The 16194-nt window shown below is 66.5% G+C and carries 21 protein-coding genes; 9 read left to right on the top strand and 12 right to left on the bottom strand.

The features are described 5' to 3' along the window. Window positions 1-19: 19 nt before the first annotated feature. Entirely contained in the window at window positions 20-829 is an 810-nt protein-coding gene (locus K7H93_RS08285; RefSeq protein ID WP_230783240.1) for a hypothetical protein, read from the bottom strand. A gap of 51 nt (window positions 830-880) precedes the next feature. Between K7H93_RS08285 and K7H93_RS08290 the strand changes: the two genes are divergently transcribed. Further along, entirely contained in the window at window positions 881-1114 is a 234-nt protein-coding gene (locus K7H93_RS08290) for a DUF3072 domain-containing protein (RefSeq protein WP_226662949.1), read from the top strand. Here K7H93_RS08290 and K7H93_RS08295 read toward each other — a convergent pair. From K7H93_RS08295 to K7H93_RS08305, 3 genes are all read right to left on the bottom strand, one after another. Then, window positions 1111-1842, bottom strand: a complete 732-nt coding sequence (locus K7H93_RS08295) for a ParA family protein (RefSeq protein WP_230783241.1) — start codon at window positions 1840-1842, stop codon at window positions 1111-1113. The genes K7H93_RS08290 and K7H93_RS08295 overlap by 4 nt on opposite strands. A gap of 212 nt (window positions 1843-2054) precedes the next feature. Beyond that, window positions 2055-2399: a DNA-directed RNA polymerase subunit omega gene (gene rpoZ, locus K7H93_RS08300; protein ID WP_010235404.1), complete on the bottom strand. Its 345-nt coding sequence runs from the start codon at window positions 2397-2399 to the stop codon at window positions 2055-2057. Between the two features lie 98 nt (window positions 2400-2497). Next, window positions 2498-4039, bottom strand: a complete 1542-nt coding sequence (locus K7H93_RS08305; protein ID WP_054527123.1) for a replicative DNA helicase — start codon at window positions 4037-4039, stop codon at window positions 2498-2500. A gap of 141 nt (window positions 4040-4180) precedes the next feature. Here K7H93_RS08305 and K7H93_RS08310 point away from each other — a divergent pair, with 141 nt between their 5' ends. Genes K7H93_RS08310 through K7H93_RS08320 form a run of 3 tightly spaced genes read left to right on the top strand, consistent with a single transcriptional unit; the run spans window position 4181 to window position 5785 of the window. Next, window positions 4181-4663, top strand: coding sequence for a UPF0262 family protein (locus tag K7H93_RS08310; RefSeq protein ID WP_230783242.1), 483 nt, complete (start codon window positions 4181-4183; stop codon window positions 4661-4663). 7 nt (window positions 4664-4670) lie between these two features. Beyond that, window positions 4671-5372, top strand: coding sequence for a glycoside hydrolase family 25 protein (locus K7H93_RS08315; protein WP_010235399.1), 702 nt, complete (start codon window positions 4671-4673; stop codon window positions 5370-5372). After that, window positions 5351-5785, top strand: a complete 435-nt coding sequence (locus K7H93_RS08320) for a cytidine deaminase (protein ID WP_040378680.1) — start codon at window positions 5351-5353, stop codon at window positions 5783-5785. Before K7H93_RS08315 ends, K7H93_RS08320 begins: the two co-directional genes overlap by 22 nt. A 110-nt stretch (window positions 5786-5895) precedes the next feature. Here K7H93_RS08320 and K7H93_RS08325 read toward each other — a convergent pair whose 3' ends face one another. Beyond that, window positions 5896-7035, bottom strand: a complete 1140-nt coding sequence (locus tag K7H93_RS08325; RefSeq protein ID WP_230783243.1) for a M14 family metallopeptidase — start codon at window positions 7033-7035, stop codon at window positions 5896-5898. Continuing rightward, window positions 7032-7724: a DUF4136 domain-containing protein gene (locus tag K7H93_RS08330; RefSeq protein WP_230783244.1), complete on the bottom strand. Its 693-nt coding sequence runs from the start codon at window positions 7722-7724 to the stop codon at window positions 7032-7034. The genes K7H93_RS08325 and K7H93_RS08330 overlap by 4 nt, the downstream gene beginning before the upstream one ends. Window positions 7725-7916: 192 nt before the next feature. On the opposite strand from K7H93_RS08330, the gene ykgO reads away from it, so the two are divergent. Further along, the gene (ykgO, locus tag K7H93_RS08335; protein ID WP_010235965.1) at window positions 7917-8042 is read left to right on the top strand and encodes a type B 50S ribosomal protein L36; all 126 of its coding nucleotides are present in this window, start codon (window positions 7917-7919) and stop codon (window positions 8040-8042) included. A gap of 182 nt (window positions 8043-8224) precedes the next feature. Here ykgO and K7H93_RS08340 read toward each other — a convergent pair whose 3' ends face one another. Continuing rightward, a complete protein-coding gene (locus tag K7H93_RS08340) occupies window positions 8225-8572 on the bottom strand; it encodes a CC_3452 family protein (protein ID WP_054527124.1) in 348 nt (115 codons plus the stop codon). Window positions 8573-8735: 163 nt separating this feature from the next. Between K7H93_RS08340 and K7H93_RS08345 the strand changes: the two genes are divergently transcribed. The 3 genes from K7H93_RS08345 (at window position 8736) to K7H93_RS08355 (ending at window position 10750) form a co-directional block, all read left to right on the top strand. Then, the gene (locus K7H93_RS08345; RefSeq protein WP_010235959.1) at window positions 8736-9278 is read left to right on the top strand and encodes a winged helix-turn-helix transcriptional regulator; all 543 of its coding nucleotides are present in this window, start codon (window positions 8736-8738) and stop codon (window positions 9276-9278) included. Between the two features lie 246 nt (window positions 9279-9524). Further along, window positions 9525-9776 (top strand): hypothetical protein, encoded by a 252-nt coding sequence (locus K7H93_RS08350; protein ID WP_230783752.1) that lies wholly within the window; start codon window positions 9525-9527, stop codon window positions 9774-9776. After that, window positions 9773-10750: a calcium/sodium antiporter gene (locus K7H93_RS08355; protein ID WP_230783245.1), complete on the top strand. Its 978-nt coding sequence runs from the start codon at window positions 9773-9775 to the stop codon at window positions 10748-10750. The genes K7H93_RS08350 and K7H93_RS08355 overlap by 4 nt, the downstream gene beginning before the upstream one ends. A gap of 50 nt (window positions 10751-10800) precedes the next feature. On the opposite strand, the gene K7H93_RS08360 is transcribed toward K7H93_RS08355, so the two are convergent. From K7H93_RS08360 to K7H93_RS08380, 5 genes are all read right to left on the bottom strand, one after another. Further along, on the bottom strand, window positions 10801-11715 hold the full coding sequence (locus tag K7H93_RS08360; protein WP_230783246.1) for a hypothetical protein: 915 nt from the start codon (window positions 11713-11715) through the stop codon (window positions 10801-10803). Further along, window positions 11715-12236 (bottom strand): hypothetical protein, encoded by a 522-nt coding sequence (locus tag K7H93_RS08365; protein ID WP_230783247.1) that lies wholly within the window; start codon window positions 12234-12236, stop codon window positions 11715-11717. Before K7H93_RS08365 ends, K7H93_RS08360 begins: the two co-directional genes overlap by 1 nt. A gap of 104 nt (window positions 12237-12340) precedes the next feature. Next, on the bottom strand, window positions 12341-13453 hold the full coding sequence (locus K7H93_RS08370; protein ID WP_230783248.1) for a glutathione S-transferase family protein: 1113 nt from the start codon (window positions 13451-13453) through the stop codon (window positions 12341-12343). 109 nt (window positions 13454-13562) lie between these two features. Further along, window positions 13563-14765 carry a Na+/H+ antiporter NhaA gene (nhaA, locus tag K7H93_RS08375; RefSeq protein ID WP_230783249.1) on the bottom strand — a complete coding sequence of 401 codons (1203 nt, stop codon included), beginning with the start codon at window positions 14763-14765 and terminating at the stop codon, window positions 13563-13565. A gap of 7 nt (window positions 14766-14772) precedes the next feature. Further along, window positions 14773-14952 carry a DUF465 domain-containing protein gene (locus tag K7H93_RS08380; protein WP_230783250.1) on the bottom strand — a complete coding sequence of 60 codons (180 nt, stop codon included), beginning with the start codon at window positions 14950-14952 and terminating at the stop codon, window positions 14773-14775. Window positions 14953-15048: 96 nt separating this feature from the next. Between K7H93_RS08380 and K7H93_RS08385 the strand changes: the two genes are divergently transcribed. Beyond that, window positions 15049-15972: a hydrogen peroxide-inducible genes activator gene (locus K7H93_RS08385; RefSeq protein ID WP_230783251.1), complete on the top strand. Its 924-nt coding sequence runs from the start codon at window positions 15049-15051 to the stop codon at window positions 15970-15972. The last annotated feature ends 222 nt before the right edge of the window (window positions 15973-16194 follow it).

A 16194-nucleotide genomic window follows, 5' to 3' on the forward strand; every position in this document is an offset into this window, starting at 1 on the left:
GCCGTCACGCGCGCAGTCGTCAGCCCAGCATGCCGAGCCTGACGAGGACGATCCGAGCGCCGATCAGGATCACGGTCAGCAGTACCAGCAGGGGGGCAAGCCGCAGCAGCGTAGTCGCCCGGTCGAGCCGCGCATGATCGCGCAGCCGCCACGCGTTGACGACCACGATCGCGCTGACCAGCGGGGCGAGCACAAATTGCGCCGGCAGGCCCAGCTGGTGCAGCGCGAGTGCGAGCGCGATCAACGCGGCCGAGCCGCCCAGCGCTTCGCCCGCGAAGATTACCGGCCATTGGGGATGGCGCATGCCCGTGGCGGGGCAGGTCAGCCGCGCTGAGAGCGCGCCCAGCGGCAGCAGCAGCCAGCCCAGCGTCCACAATTCGCCAAGGAAAGTCAGCAGCGCGGAGGCGCCGCGATCCTGCTCGGCAGCGTCCGTCTGGTCGATCTCGCCGCGTCGCCAGGCGAGGTTCGCCTGCTCGACGAAGAACGCCGCCGACTGCGCCCGCTCGCGCCGTTCCGCGCTGTCCGCATCCGAAGCATCGGGCGTCTCTTCACCGATGTCGCCCACCACCGTGGCCAACGCATGGTCGGTGCCCGACAGCGCCCGGTCGATCGCGATATCCTCGCCCGCCCGACCGCTCGGCTCGCTGACCAGGTCGAGCGCGAGCAGCAGCACCATCCCGGCAAGGAACACCGTCAGCGCACGAATCAGCGGGTCGGCGAAACGGCCGCCGAGCATCGGCGCTCGCTCGGTTGCGGGAGAGGGGGCGTCGGGCATGATGCCGTCATAGCGTGCCTCTTCCCCAGCGCCAGCCTGTGCGATCGTGCTCAACGGGAACGTATGAGGAACATCGCTCGTTGCACGGGAAAGGAGACACGTAGCGTGGAAGAGATCACCCAGCACCCCAAGGCCGAGCCGACCTCGAATGCCGAGAAGGCTCCCGAAAACTGGACCACCGGCGACGAACGGATGACCGGCGCGCAGGCCAGCTATCTGAAAACGCTGGCCGAAGAGGCTGGCGAGCCCGAGGCGTTCGATCCCGAACTGAGCAAGGCCGACGCGTCGCTGCGCATCGATGCGCTGCAGGAAAAGACCGGTCGCGGAAGCGGAGACTAGCCCTTCGCGAGCGTGCGCTCGATCCGGGTCCACAGGGCCTTGAACGCGCGCGCGCCCGGGCTGCGCGGGGCGAAGGCGCCGACCGGGGCCTGGTGCGCGGCGCATTGTTCGATCGCGCTCGACGCGGGGATCACCGCCCAGTCCGGCGAGGCCGCGATCGCATCGCGGTGCAGCGTGCGGCGACGATCGACCATCGAGAACACCGGCATGATCGGTGGGGCCTTCTTGCCCTCCGCGCTCACTTCCTCGCGCACGATCTCGAGCGCGCGGGCGGACAGGGGCGAGGGCGGGATCGGCACCACAATCAGATCGGCGGCGCGCACGATCTGGCTGGAGAGTTCGTTGAGCACCGGCGGGCAATCGAGCAGCAGCCGGTCGTAATCCTTGATCAGATCGGCGGTCAGCTTCGCGATCCGGTTCTTCTTGCCGATCTCGGCCAGCTGCGCGTCGATCGCGCGGATCGATTCGTCCGCGGGCAGCAGGTCGAGCCTGGGGTAGCCGGTCTTGCGGATCAGCTTGGCAGGATCGATCTCCTTGCTGATCACGCTGGTCGCGAGCCGTTTCTTCTTCGGATCGACGCCCAGCAGGAAGCCCGCGCCGCCTGCCGCATCCAGATCCCACAGCAGGGTCCGGCGGCTGGAATGGGTCGCCGCGCACCATGCCAGGTTGGCGGCGAAAGTGGTTTTACCGACCCCGCCCTTCACGCTGTAGATCGCGACGACCGCCATGCCTGCCCGTCTCCTTCTGCGCGCGGGTGAAGAGGCGCGCCGTGTTGCAGCTTCATTACATATAGCAGTTTGCCCGCTGCAAAAGCGGGGTTCTCTCCGGTTCGCATGGTCTGGATGAACGGGCGCCGAAACGAAAAACGGGGCGGCACCTCCGGAGAGGTCCGCCCCGCTTCAGCGTGTTCGGGAGGGCTGCGTTGTCAGCCCAAGGCAGATCAGCCTTCGTAGTCGCCGCCGACCGAGGTCGAGCGGGCCGGGGTCGCCGCGGTCACACGCAGAGCTTCGGCCGACTGGCTGAGCGAGCCGATTTCATCCACCTCGTCATCATCGTCCGGCAGGATCTTCTGCAGGTTGGTGACCATGCTTTCCTGCAGGTCCTTGGGCTTCACGGTCTGCTCGGCAATCTCGCGCAGCGCGACGACCGGGTTCTTGTCGCGGTCGCGGTCGAGCGTGATTTCCGCACCACCCGAGATTTCGCGCGCGCGCTCTGCAGCCAGCAGCACGAGATCGAAGCGGTTGGGAATCTTGTCGACGCAATCTTCAACGGTAACGCGCGCCATAAGCGAAGGCACTCCATGCACTTAAATTTCGGGATCGAAGTGACCTATAGGGGCTCGCGCCGCGATTTTCAACGTGAATCCGGTGCGCGGACCTGCACCTACTCCTCGCCGAAGTCCGAATAGTCGCGATAGGAGGGCGAGCTGAACTTGGTGTATTCGCTCTGGAAGATCAGCGGCACGTTGCCGGTCGAGCCGTGGCGCTGCTTGGCGACGATCAGCAGCGCCTTGTTCACCAGCTTCTGATGCTCCTCCATCCAGTCCTGGTATTTCTGCGCGTCGTCGGGCGATTCGGAGCCGTCGGGCACGTTGGGCATCTGCGCCTTGTGATAATATTCGGCGCGGTAGATGAACCACACCATGTCGGCGTCCTGCTCGATCGAGCCCGATTCGCGAAGGTCGGCCAGCTGGGGCTTCTTGTCCTCGCGTTGTTCCACCGCACGGCTCAGCTGCGACAGCGCGATCACCGGCAGCTCCAGCTCCTTGGCCATGGTCTTGAGACCACGGCTGATCTCCGAAATCTCGTTCACGCGGTTGTCGTTGGCGCGGCCCGATCCCTGCAGCAGCTGCAGGTAGTCGACCACGACGAGGCCGATCTTGTTCTTCCGCTTCAGCCGCCGCGCGCGCATCCGCAGCGCATCGATGGTGAGCGCGGGGGTGTCGTCGATATAGAGCGGCAGGTCGGCGAGACGCTGGCTCGCTTCGGACAGCCGGGTGAACTCGTCGCGCCCGATATCGCCCGAACGCAGCTTTTCGGAGCTGATCTCCGCCTGTTCGGCAAGGATACGCGTGGCGAGCTGGTCCGCGCTCATTTCGAGGCTGAAGAAGGCGACCGGCGCACCGCCGCTGTCCGGCCCGCCGTCGCGCATCTGCTTCAAGTATTCGTACGCGGTGTTGAACGCGATGTTGGTCGCGAGCGAGGTCTTGCCCATGCCCGGACGCCCGGCGAGGATCACGAGGTCGGAATTGTGCAGGCCGGCGGTCTTGTCGTCGATGGTCGAGAGGCCGGTGGTGCGGCCCGACAGGCCGCGATCCGAATTCATCGCCTTCTGCGCCAGCTTCAGCGCGGCGATCGAGGCATCCTTGAAGGTGCTCGCGTCGGAGCCGATGTTGGTCCCCTCGGCAATCTCGTAGAGCGCGGCCTCGGCCTTCTCGATCTGCTTGAGCGGCTCGACCGTTTCCGAGGTATCGAGCGCGCCGCCCACCAGCGCGCGGCCCACCGTCACCAGTTCGCGCAGCAGTGCGAGATCGTAGATCTGCTCGGCCAGCTGGCGCGTTGCGAGGAGTCCGTGACCGTCCGCGGTCAGCCGCGCGAGATAGGTCGTCCCGCCGAGCGGTTCGAGATGCTCGTTACCATCGAAATAGGGCTTGAGCGTCACCGGGCTCGCGGTCGCGCCTCGCTCCATCATGGTCAGCACGCGTTCCATGATCAGGCGGTGCGCGGGGACGAAGAAATGCTCGGGACGTAGCGGGTTGGGCAGTTCCTCGTAGACCGAATTGTCGATCAGCACCGCGCCAAGGAAGGCGGCCTCGGCCTCCACGTTGGAGGGCAGCGAGCGACCTTCCTCGCCAATGGCGGTGGCGGGGGCGTCGCCTGCGGAACTGGCGGGGGCGGAATCGAGGATCAGACTGCTATCGGACATTGCCCGCTTCTTGTGCGAGGCGGCGGCGGCCCGCAAGCGATCCGGCCAGGAGAAATGCCTCGCCCCCCTGTGAATATCGCGCACAAGCGTTAAGCGCCTTGCCCGAGGCCCCGATAGTCTGCGAAGGCAACCCGTAACGACATGGCCGATTATCGCATCTCTAACATCTCGCTCGACGACTCGACGATCCTGTGGCGCAATGCCGATGTCGAGCAGGAGCGGCGGGTGGCGATCTTCGATCTGATCGAGGAGAACACCTTCAAGCCGGTCCGTTCTGCGGAGCGCGGGGCGCACGGCCCCTATCATCTCGCGCTGTCGGTACGCGACGACCGGCTTGCGCTCGATGTCACGACCGAAAGGGGGGACGAGCTGGAGACGATCCTGCTGGGTCTGGCGCGCTTCCGCCGCCCGATCCGCGACTATTTCGCGATCTGCGACAGCTATTACCAGGCGATTCGCAAGGCGACCCCGGCAGAGATCGAGACGATCGACATGGCCCGCCGCGGCGTCCACAACCGCGCGGCCGAGCTGCTGGTCGAGCGGCTGGAGGGCAAGGTCGAAACCGATTTCGCGACTGCGCGGCGGCTGTTCACGCTGATCTGCGTCCTGCACATTCGTGGCTAGGCGCAAAATGGCCCGCAAGACGAAGCGCCCGCTGTGGCTCAAGGCGCTGCTGGTGCTGCTGATCGCCGCGCCGGTGGGCGTCGCCGTGTGGCTTTATCAGGATCTGCGCCACTGGCGGCCGGAGGAAAGCGCGTTTCCCGAACAGGGCGTGGACCTCTCCCGCGGCACTGCGGGCGTCAATTTCGAGGTGCTGAAGGGCAGCGGCGCCGATTTCGTCTATCTGTCCGCCAGCGCGGGCGATGGCGAGCGGTCGGCGGAATTCACCCGCGCGCTGGTCGCCGCGCGCAAGGCGGGGCTGGAGGTCGGCGCGGTCCACCGATTCGACCCCTGCGTCCCGGCGGACGGGCAGTCGGCCAATTTCGTCACCATCGTGCCGCGCGATCCCGCGCTGCTGCCGCCCGCGATCGAGCTGAGCGATCCCGGCGCAGACTGCATCGATCCGGTCGATAGCGGGCAGGTGCGCAGCGAGCTGACGATCCTCGCCAACCAGATAGAGGCCCATGCGGGCAAGCCGGCGATCCTCAAGGTGAGCCGCGAGTTCGAGGCCGCACACGGCGTCGCCGCGCGGATCGAGCGCAACCTGTGGCTGGTGCGCACGCGGTTCGAGCCGGATTACGGCGGGCGGCCTTGGCTGCTGTGGACCGCGAACGAGAATTATGTGGGCCCCGGTAGCGAGGAGCCGATCGAATGGATGGTGGTGCGACCGTGAATGATGACGAACTGATTGCCGCAGCGCGCGAGGCGGCGGCCACTGCCTATGCGCCCTATTCGGACTATCCGGTCGGCGCCGCGCTGCGCTTTGCCGACGGCGCGATCATCACCGGCACCAATATCGAGAACGCGAGCTACGGCCTGTCGCTGTGCGCGGAGACGGTCGCGGTCGCCAAGGCTCTGGCCGAAGGGCGGCGCGGCGGGCTGGAACGGCTCGCGGTGACCGGCCCGAAGGGCAAGGGCGGCGATGCCCCGATCACGCCGTGCGGCCGCTGTCGCCAGGTGCTCAACGAAATCGCCCAGCTGGGCGGCACGGACCCGGCGATCCTGTGCGTCGGCGCGCACGAGGTGATGGAACTGCGCCTGTCGGACCTGCTGCCCCACGGGTTCGGCCCGGCCCATCTGGATTAACCGCAACTCCCCTCCCCATGGGGAGGGGCCGGGGGTGGGGGCGCCCAGCCATCGGCCCGGGGTACACCCCCACCCAACCTCCCCCTTGAGGGGGAGGAGCAGGGTTGGCCTTAGCCCCCGTCGCTCTCCAGCCATTCGAGCAGCGCGCCGAGGCAATCGCGGGCGAGCAGCTTGGAGCGTTCGGGGCTCCATCCCTGCAGTTCGTCCGGATAGTCGGCATTGTCCTTGAACGGCATTTCCAGCGTCATCGCGGTCGCGGCGTAGCGCTCCGCCACCTGGTTGGTGCTGATCGTCAGGTTGGCCTTGCCCGGGCCGGACTTGGGATAGCCCTTGGCGGTCTGGAAATCGGGGCTGCGGCGTTCGAGAATCCGCTGGTAGCGATAGAATCGCTCGCCATGCTCGTCGCTCCAGCTCGGAATGCCCTCGAACCCGGCGAGGAACACCGCGTCGATCGCCTCGTCGCCGTGGACGTCCATCGCGAAATGCACCCCGGTATCGTCCATCGCGTTGCGGATCGCGAGCACTTCGGGTGAATTTTCGGCGGTGGGTTCGGCCCATTCGCGGTTGAGGTTCACGCCCTTGGCATTGGTCCGCAGATGGCCCCGGCGGCTGCCGTCGGGGTTGCAGTTGGGCACCACGTGGAACCGGCACTTCTCGCGCAGCGCGCGGCCCAGCGTATCCGCCGGATTGCCGAGCACTTCGAGCGCGCCTTCCATCCACCATTCGGCCATGCTCTCGCCCGGATGCTGGCGGCCGTAGAGCCAGACCTGCGTCTCGCCTTCGCCCATCTCGAGGCAGTCGAGCGGCTGCCCGTCGAGCGTTTCGCCCAGCTTGCGGTAGGTCACGCCTTCGGTGCTGGCGCATTCGGCGACCAGATCGTGGTGCCGTTCCATCGAGAACGGCGCGAAATAGGCGAACCACACCAGATCGCAGGTCGGGGTGAAGCGGATCGTCAGCGTGCCGCCTTCCTCGTCCTTGTCGAAGGTGGAGGGCGCGCGGCCCCAGAAGGCGCGGTCTTCGCTGACGCAGGCGTTGTAATCCGGCCAGCCCGCCGGATAGGCGCTGTCGTTCAGGCCGACGATCTTGATCACCAGCTCGCGCCCGCCGGTATTGGCGACGCGGAAGTGGAACCACTGCTTGAATTCGCTCTGGTGGTCGTTCTTCAGGCGCAGCATCGCGCTCGCCTGGTGCACGGTCATGACCTCGATGCTGCCGCTGTCGAAGCCTGTGTCGATGGTGATATTGCTCAAGGATTGACCTCCACTTCGATGGTTTCACCGCTGTTGCCGGGGAAGCCCCGGAACAGCGCCTCGGCGAGAGCCGCTGCCGCTGCGTCGTTTTGCGCAAGACGGGAGCCGACCGGCGCGTCGAGTCGCGCGCGCCCTTCCCACAACACGGTGCCGCTTGTCACGTCGCGAAGACTGACAGAAAGGCGGGTGATCACCCGCTCGTCCGCGCCGCCGCCCAGGTTGATGCCCACGCCCAGCCCCACGCCGCTGCCATAGCTGCCCGCCGATCCGCCCGCGCCGACCGAGACCGGGCTGCGCCGCCCGCCTTCGGTCAGCTGCTCGCGCTCGACGCTGACGCTGGCGAGCTGGCGTGCTGCGGGTCGCGCGTTCTCGGTATAGCCGAACGTGCTCAGCTCGCGCGCCACGGCCTGCGTGTAAGGCAGCATCGCGAGGCCCTGCTCTTCCGACCCGGGCGCGGTCTCCACCCTGAGCGTGGTGTCTCCCAGCTGCGCGCGCGAATCGGGCGCGATGAAGCGGGTCACCTCGATCGGGCCGGCAGGGCGCGCGGTGGTGCAGGCGGAAAGCGGCAGCGCGGCGATCGCTGCGATAAGGGCGAAAGTCCTGTGGCGGGCGATCATGGCGGTGGGCATCCTCTGGCGATAGTGCTTGAATTCGGGCGCGAAACCGGGTCTGGCATCGCGATAACGCATGGACCGGGCAAAGCGTGCCCCATTGCGTGCCCCGTCGCGTGGGGCCGCGCAGGTGCCCGCGACCGCGATGCTTGACTTTAGAGCCTTCGTGACTAGATAGCGCCGCAATGATGCCGGCATCGCAGGCTGTTCTGCGGTGCCGTTTCTTTTGCAGTCGATTTTTTCGGTCGATGATTTTTCCAGGGTAGTGCCATGAAGATTCGCAACAGCCTCAAGTCGCTCAAGAACCGTCACCGCGACAATCGCGTGATCCGTCGTCGCGGCCGGACCTATGTGATCAACAAGACCAACAAGCGGATGAAGGCGCGCCAGGGCTAATCGCCCCGGTGGCTGCTATCATCGGATAGAGTTTCGCGAGCGGAGCGTGGGGCCACCGGGCCCCGCGTTCCCCTCGTTGCGTCCATTCGCGACGCCATGAAAAAGCCCTCCAGGCCATAATGGCCGGAGGGCTTTTCCTTTGCCGGTCGTCTGGGAGGCCGACCGGCAGGTGGATCGTTCGATCAGGCTTCTTCGGTCTTGCAGCTGGCGAGGGTCGCCTCGTCCACGTCCTTGCCCGCGACCGAGAAGCTCGCGACCGGGCCGAATTCGCCGGCCAGCTTCTTGCACACCAGTTCGGGGCGCGAGCGGGCCTTGGTGCCGACGCACACGGTGCCCGAGCAGATGAAAGTGCCGCCGCGGATGATCTCGGTCCGCTTTTCGACCGGCTGCTGCAGCGTGGCGCGGTAATAGGCACCCGACTGCGCGTAGGCCGGTGCGGGGGTGACGGTCGCGCCGAAGGTGAGCGCGGTGGTCAGCACGGCAACGCTGCCAATGGCGAGCTGGCGAAGGGGGTTCACGCGGTTGGTCATCTCGATCTCCTGTTGGCGATAATTCGGGCCGCAGAATTGGCCGGACAGTTTAGGTTGCGAATCACTACCTATCTGACTAGGTTGCAGGTTGCAACTAAAAACCGAGTTTCAATTTTGTGACCCCGCGCATTTGGGGTAAGCCTGCCATTTGGAGAGGTTGACGATGGGTACAGACGTTCGCGAACCGCTGAAGGAGCTGAGCGCCTGCGGGCTGCCCGCCGCGCTGGAGGTGATGGGCGAACGCTGGAGCTTCATGATCCTGCGCGCCAGCTTCAACGGCGTGCACCACTTCGAGGAATTCCTGAGCGAGCTGGGCATCGCCCGCAATATCCTGTCAAATCGGCTCAGCAGGCTGGTCGAACACGGCATTCTGGACCGGGTGCAGGACGAACAGGATCGCCGCCGGGTCGAATATGCGCTGACAGAGAAGGGCTTCGACCTGCTGCCCGCGATGGTCTCGCTGCGGCACTGGGGCCTCAAATACGGCGTCGAAGGCATCGGGATGGACCCGGTGATCGTCGATGAGCGCGACCGCATGCCGATCGGCCCGGTCGCGATGCTGGCGCATGACGGGCGCATTCTGGGCCCGGCGGACCTCAACATGATGGCCCGCAAGGATCTGCCCGAAGCCGGGCGCAACCGCCGCGAAGGTGCCCCTGCCGACGGCGAGGCCGCGCAGGACCTGCCGCGCGAAGCGGCGGAGTAACAGCCCGCGGGCCACGCCGCTTGGCGCAAGGCGCTGTTCGCGCATCGATATTGATTGCGCGGAGCACCGCCGCGGATTATAAAAGCACCACGTTACCGGGCCCCTCTGGCGAGTGCGTTTTGCGCGCTCGTGATGTCGGAACGAGATGTTTTCCGCAGCTCAGCCCGGTCCGTTACTCATGTCCTTTTGGCACTCATTCCCCCGCGCACCTTCGGTAGCGCCGTCTGATAAGGCGGATCGCACGTGATGCAGGCGCTGGTCTATCTCCTCGATGCGGCGATCGTGATCGCGGCAGTGCTTTCCGCGTGGTTCTGGCTACGCGCGAGCGGCAAGCGCGTGCGCCGGGTCAGCAAGCACGAAACCTTCGACTATGCCGATATCAACCGGCTGGTCGTCGCCCTCAACCGCGCGCAGATCCTTAATGCCAGGGCAGCCAAGGCCACGGCCGCCGCCGCCCTGCTGGGTGGGCTGCGCGTCCTGCTGGATTTCCTCCCATGACGATCCTTATTCTGATTGCGGGCCTCGTTCTGCTGGTGGTGGGTGGCGAGCTGCTGGTGCGCGGCGCGGTCGCGATCGCGGGCAAGCTGGGCGTATCGCCGCTGATGATCGGCCTGACCATTGTCGGCATGGGCACTTCGATGCCCGAACTCGCCGCGAGCGTGCAGGCGGCACTGGCAGGCTCGCCGGGAATTGCGCTGGGCAATATCGTTGGCTCCAACATCGCCAACAGCATGCTGATCCTCGGCGTGGCGGCGCTGCTTGCACCGATAGCGGTCGCGCGCGGCACGCTGTGGCGCGATGGCGGCGTGGGCGTGCTGGCAGTGGTCGCGTTGCTGGCACTGGGCCTGACCACCGGGCTGGGCAGGGTGGCCGGGCTGACGCTGATCGTGCTGATGGTCGGCTACCTCGTGCTCGCCTACCGGCAGGAAAAGCGCGCCGCCGCGCACAGCGCCGCGTTCGACAAGGCTGCGGCGCTGGAGAATATCGACCCCGCGCTCGACACGCAGACGCAGCGCCAGCCCGGCTGGGCCGTGTCCACAGCCTTCCTGCTGGCGGGGCTGGCCTGCATCGTCGGGGGCGGCACGCTGCTGGTCAATTCGGCGGTCACCATCGCCAGAGAATTCGGCATGTCGGAGACGCTGGTCGGCCTGACCATCGTGGCGGTCGGCACCTCGCTCCCCGAACTGGTGACCTCGGCGGTCGCCGCGCTGCGCAAGCAGTCCGAAGTCGCGCTGGGCAACGTGCTCGGATCGAACATCTACAACGTGCTGTTCATCGGCGGGGTCACGGGGACGATCGCGCCCACGACGGTGCCCCAATCGATCCTCGGCTTCGATCTGCCGCTATTGATCGCGGTCTCGCTGGGGGTGATGGTGCTGGCATGGACCGGCGCGCGGATCTCGCGGATCGAAGGTCTGGCGCTGGTAGCCGGTTACGCGCTCTATATCGCCTTCACCGCCGGGCTTATCTAGCGCCAGTGCCCGCCGGTGGCATTTTTGGGCTCGCGACGTAGCGCTCTCGCTCAGCAGTACTTGTTGACCGGATTGCCCAGGCACAGGTTCTTCTCGTACCGCTGCCAGTTGGCGATATCGCGCGCCGAGCTGCCGAAGGGCGTGGTCGGCGCGCGGTAGGTGCCGGGCGAGGTGTAGCCTGCGTTATAGGCCTGCGATCGCCATGCGCTGGCCTGCTGTGCAGCCGCCTCGCGCCGCACCTGCGCCTCTCGGGCAGCGTCTGCCTGGCGATCTTCGTAGTCGACGCGCTTCTTCAGTCGCGCGGCGTCGGGGCAGCTTTCCTGCAATCCCGTTTCGCACGCCTTGCGATGGAACCGGTAGGCGCGGCGATGATCCCAGTTGGCCTCCAGCGCCTCCGCCCAGACGCGGCAGGCGCTGCCCGATTCGTACCGCTCGCACACCGTCTCGGCGAGGTCGTAGGTGATCGCGTTGTAGAAGCCCTTCTCGTTCCGGAAGTACGCCAGCGCGCGGTAACACGTCCCCGGCAATGCGCCCTGCATACACATGTCCGCCATCACCAGCGCGCGCTTGCCAGGATCGGTGGTCTCGAAATCGTCCCACGGACGGCACAGGTCGGATATTCCCGCAAAGCAGGAAACGCGCGCGAACATGTGGGAGATCGGGTGCGGGTCTTCCGCGAAACTGGTGTTCTTGAACCGGCGATAGCCGATTTCGCAGCGGTCCTGATCCCCGGCAAGGCAGGCCTTCATCCAGGTGGTTGCGACATCGCGATCGGTGCGTTCGAACAGCTGCGCGGCGAGTTCGACCGCTTGGTCGCATGCGGCACGGTTCTGCGAACTGCATGCCTCAAGGCTGGACCACCACTGCGCGCGTGCGGCCTGGGTATCGGTGCCCTGCGCTGCCGCGACCCCTCCCGTCGACAGCAGCAGCAGGGCAAGGACGAACGAGACCAGCCGGGACGGCATCAGCTGTTATCGGTCTCGCAATCGTCCAGCGCGGTCCACACCGCGCCCGTACCGGTCCAGGTGAAGGGGCCGTAGCTGTTCCCATCCATTTCGACGGAGAACGAGCTTGCCCCCTTCAACGCGGCGTAGGTGGCATCCGATGCCGCACCCGGACCCCAGCCGGCCCAGGCATATTCCTCGAACCCGCCGACATCGTATCCGCCCGAGCGCGAGGGTGCGCTGCTGCCGGTGTCGAACACCACCGTGACGGGGTAGTTCGCGTCGGGATCGGCCTGGCGGAATTTCCGGATGAACGGGCCGTAGAGCGACACGCCCAGATTGCCGTCGCGCAATCGGCGCGAGAATTCGGCGCGGATCTGCTCGCCATCGCCATCCTTGCCGAACAGGCTGACCCGGCACACGCCGTTGCCATAGTCGACCGCCATGCCGTTCGCGTCGGGCTTGGGCCCGTCGACGATGGTCAGGCTCTGCAAGGCAAGGGCAGGCGACAGGGCGAGCCCGAGGGCGAAGGCGATACTCATGGATGAAGCTCCCGGCAAAGTGGAGTTCGCAAGGTAGCCGGGGCGCCGCCGGGCTCCAGTTACAAACCCTGTCAGGTTTGCCCGGGCGGCCTATCGGGCGCGTTTCAGCCCCACACCTCGATCTGGTCGCGACGTTCGACGCGGATCGGCAGGTCGATGTCGATCAACGCCGTCAGATCATGTTTGGCGAACAGCGCTCTCGCCTCCGGATGCCGTCCCGCATCGATCAGCCGCTGCCACAGGAAGAAGGTGTAAGGCTGCACACCGCCGGTATAGGCCACGTCGCGGAACGAGGTCTCGACCGTGCCGATCACGCGGCGGTGGGGCTTGTCCGCGACCGGATCGCCGACCTTTGGCTTATGCTGAGCCACATAGTCGCGCAGGAAGGCCAGCCGGTCGGTCAGGTCGGGGATCAGCTCGCGGCCGATCTGCGCGAGCAGCGGGGCGAGGGTTGCGGGCAGGTCGCCATCGGGAAACTCTGGCGCGGGCATGGGATAATCCACGCTGTCGAGGTCGGGCGCATGCATCCGCTCGACCCAGCGGAACACGTGCGGCGCCTCGCGCTGCATGATCGCGAGCGGTACCGGATCGCGCCCCAGATGCGCGAACAGCGGGCCGAACATGGCGTAGTCGGCAATGCTCGGGCTCGCGCCCAGCAGGAACGGGTAGTCCTCGAAATGCGCGTCGAGATGGGCGAGCAGCTCGTGATAGCTTTGCTCGATCGCCGGAATCGTCGCCGCATCGACGCCCAGCATCGGCAGGTAGGAATGCATCCGGCCCATCGTCGCCTCGGCGCGGCTCGCATCGCTGCCGGTGGCGAAGGCGTGCCGCAGGAAAGCCTCCTGCTCACCCAGATAGCTCCAGCGATAATGCATCGCGTGCCGGGTCAGGCCGACGACGGCATAGATCTCGAACAGATGCGCCAGCGCGAGCAGGCGTGCGTCGGCGGGGTAAGCGGGGTGCGGCACCGGGCCATGCGCGGTGCCCGAACGCTCGAAATAGTCGATGATGTCGACCGTGTCCTGGATGATTGTGCCGTCCGCCAGCTCCACCACCGGGATGATCGCGCGGCCAATCGCGGGGAGGATGCGCTCCGCAAAATCGGGCTGGGTCGGCGGGCGTTCGATATAGGCGATGCGCTGCTTGCGCAGATAGCTGCGCGCGCGGCCGGTGTAGAGGGAATGCGGCAGGCCCCAGAGGGTGACGGGTTTGGTCATGGCCGCCGTGGTCCGGCCTGCGCGCGGCAAGGTCAAGCCTGACCTGCCACGCGCAAACCGTCGCCCGGGGGGAGGGTGCGGGGAGGGAACCCGGGCGAAGGGGAAAGGATCAGGCGGGGGCGGTCTGTTCCTCCCGCGTCTCTGCCGCAGCGGGCAGGCCCGCCTTGAGCAGGAAGAACCCCGCCAGCGCGGCGATCACGGACCCGGCCAGCACCCCGATCTTCACCGCATCCACCTGCGCCGCGCTGTCGAATGCGAGGTTGCCGATGAACAGGCTCATGGTGAACCCGATCGCGGCGAGCAGCGAGACGCCGTGGACCTGTCGCCACCCGACGTTCTCGGGCAGCCGCGCCAGCCCGGTTTTTACCGCGATGAAGGCAAAGCCGAAGATGCCGATCTGCTTGCCGATCAGCAGCCCCAGCGCGATGCCCAGCGGCAGCGGCGCGAGCAGGTCGGCAAATTCCAGCCCGCCCAGCGAGACGCCCGCATTGGCGAAGCCGAAGATCGGGATGACCAGGAAGGCGACCCACGGGTGCAGGAAGTGCTCCATCCTCTCGAGCGGCTGCGAGCCGTCGCGCGCGCGCATCGGGATGGTCATCGCCGCGGCGACGCCTGCCAGCGTGGCGTGCACGCCCGACTTGAGGATGAACACCCACAGCACGATCGCGAGCAGGATGTAGGGGATGCTCGACCCGACCTTGAACCGGTTGAGCACGATCATCGCCGCCAGCGCCAGCGCGCCGCCGCCCAGCATGGCGGTGTCGATCGAGCCGGAATAGAACAGCGCGATGATGGTGATCGCGCCGATATCGTCGATCACCGCGATCGCCAGCAGCAGCGCTTTCAGCGCCACCGGCACCCGCGGGCCGAGCAGCGAGAGGATGCCCAGCGCGAAGGCGATGTCGGTCGCGGCGGGGATCGCCCAGCCGGAGATATTGGCCGGGCTGCCCATGTTGAGGCCGACGAAGATCAGCGCAGGCATGGCCATCCCGCCGATCGCCGCGACCAGCGGGAGCGAGGCCTGGTTCCAGCTCGACAGCTGGCCTTCCACCACCTCGCGCTTAACCTCCAGCCCGACGAGGAAGAAGAACACCGCCATCAACCCGTCGTTGATCCACAGCAGCAGCGGCTTGTCGATCGCGAAGCTGCCCACTGCCACGCTGACGGGCGTGTCGAGCGCGCCGAAATAGCTGCCCGAGAACATGGTGTTCGCCGCCAGCAGCGCGAGCGCCGCGGCGGCGATGAGGACGATGCCGCCCGCGCTTTCCTGCTTCAGGAAGTCGCGCAGGGCGGCTGCTGCCGATACGATCATGAAATGCCTATCCCTTGGCCGTGGTGCGATCGGGCAGCGAAAGCGCGGCGATCCTGTCCTTCAGGCGGAGCCGCAGGCGCTTGAGCCGCTTGACCTCTTCCTGCCGCGCCAGCGCGCGGGTGGTGTCGATCAGACGATCCAGCGCGCGGTGGCGCTGGCGCAGGTTGTCGAGGCGTGGCTGGCTCATGCTTGCTCTCCTTGTGTTGAAAACAACCTAGGTCCGCACTGCAATTGATACCAATTGATTTGCAGAGCCGATCCGATAGGCACTATCTATCACGGCATGGTTTCGCTCCGCCAGCTCGAATATCTCGTCGCGCTCGACGATCACGGTCATTTCGGTCGCGCGGCCAATGCGCTCAACGTCACCCAGCCGACGCTGAGCCAGCAGGTGAAGCAGCTGGAGGTGCGGCTGGGGTGCGATCTGGTCGAGCGCACCTCGACCGGCGCGATCCCGACCCCGGTGGGGCGGCAGGTGATCGAGCGTGCGCGGCAGGTGTTGATCGGGGTCGACGATATCCGCAAGCTCGCCGCGCAAGCCTCAGGCGGGCTGGTCGGCACGATCCGCTTCGGCGTCACACCCACGCTCGGCCCCTATCTGATGCCGGTGGTGATCTCGCGCCTGCACCGCGCCTATCCCGATGTGCGGATGCACGTGCGCGACGGTATTCCGGACGAGCAGCTGGACGATCTGCGGCGCGGCCATCTCGACCTGATGCTCGCGCCGCTGCCGCTGACCGGCGACGATATCGAGATCCAGCCGCTGTTTCGCGAACGGCTGGTGCTGGTCGCGCCGCCCGACGATCCGCTGTTCGAGCGTGATCGTGTGACCCGTGCGGACCTGGCGGGGGCGGCGCTGCTGGGACTCGACAAGCGGCACCACCACCACCGGCAGGTGGTCCAGACCGCGCAGGAGCTCGGCGCACAGGTGCTCGGCGATTACGAGGGCACCAGCCTCGATTCGATCTGCCAGATGGCCGCCAGCGGGCTGGGGCTGGCGCTGCTGCCCGAACTCTACCTGCTGTCCGACGCCAGCGCGAATAACTCTGTGCGCCGGGTAGAGGTGGAGGACTGGTCCGCCAGCCGCTCGATCGCCGCCGTCTGGCGCCGCGGCTCCCCGCTCGAGGCCATGTTCGGAGAGATAGCCGAACGGATCGCGCACGAGGCGCGGGCGACGCTGGAGGGGGTGGGGGTGGCTCCCGGATAAGATTTGGGCAAAGTAGCTTTGGTCGTTCGCAAGGCGACATCGGGCGGTCGTACGCAGCGGAGATTGGCGGTATTTCGCATACGCTCGGGACCCGCAATCAAGGCAGTTGGGCTTAATCAGTGCGCCACTTGCTTGACAGTACGCTCAAACTGATTCACGATTTGTTCACAGCTTATCCCCACCCTTAGAGGGGAAATATGAAACGCAATACTCCCAATCTGT

The sequence above is a fragment of the Citromicrobium bathyomarinum genome, assembly GCF_021021475.1.
Lineage (GTDB): Bacteria > Pseudomonadota > Alphaproteobacteria > Sphingomonadales > Sphingomonadaceae > Alteriqipengyuania > Alteriqipengyuania bathyomarina.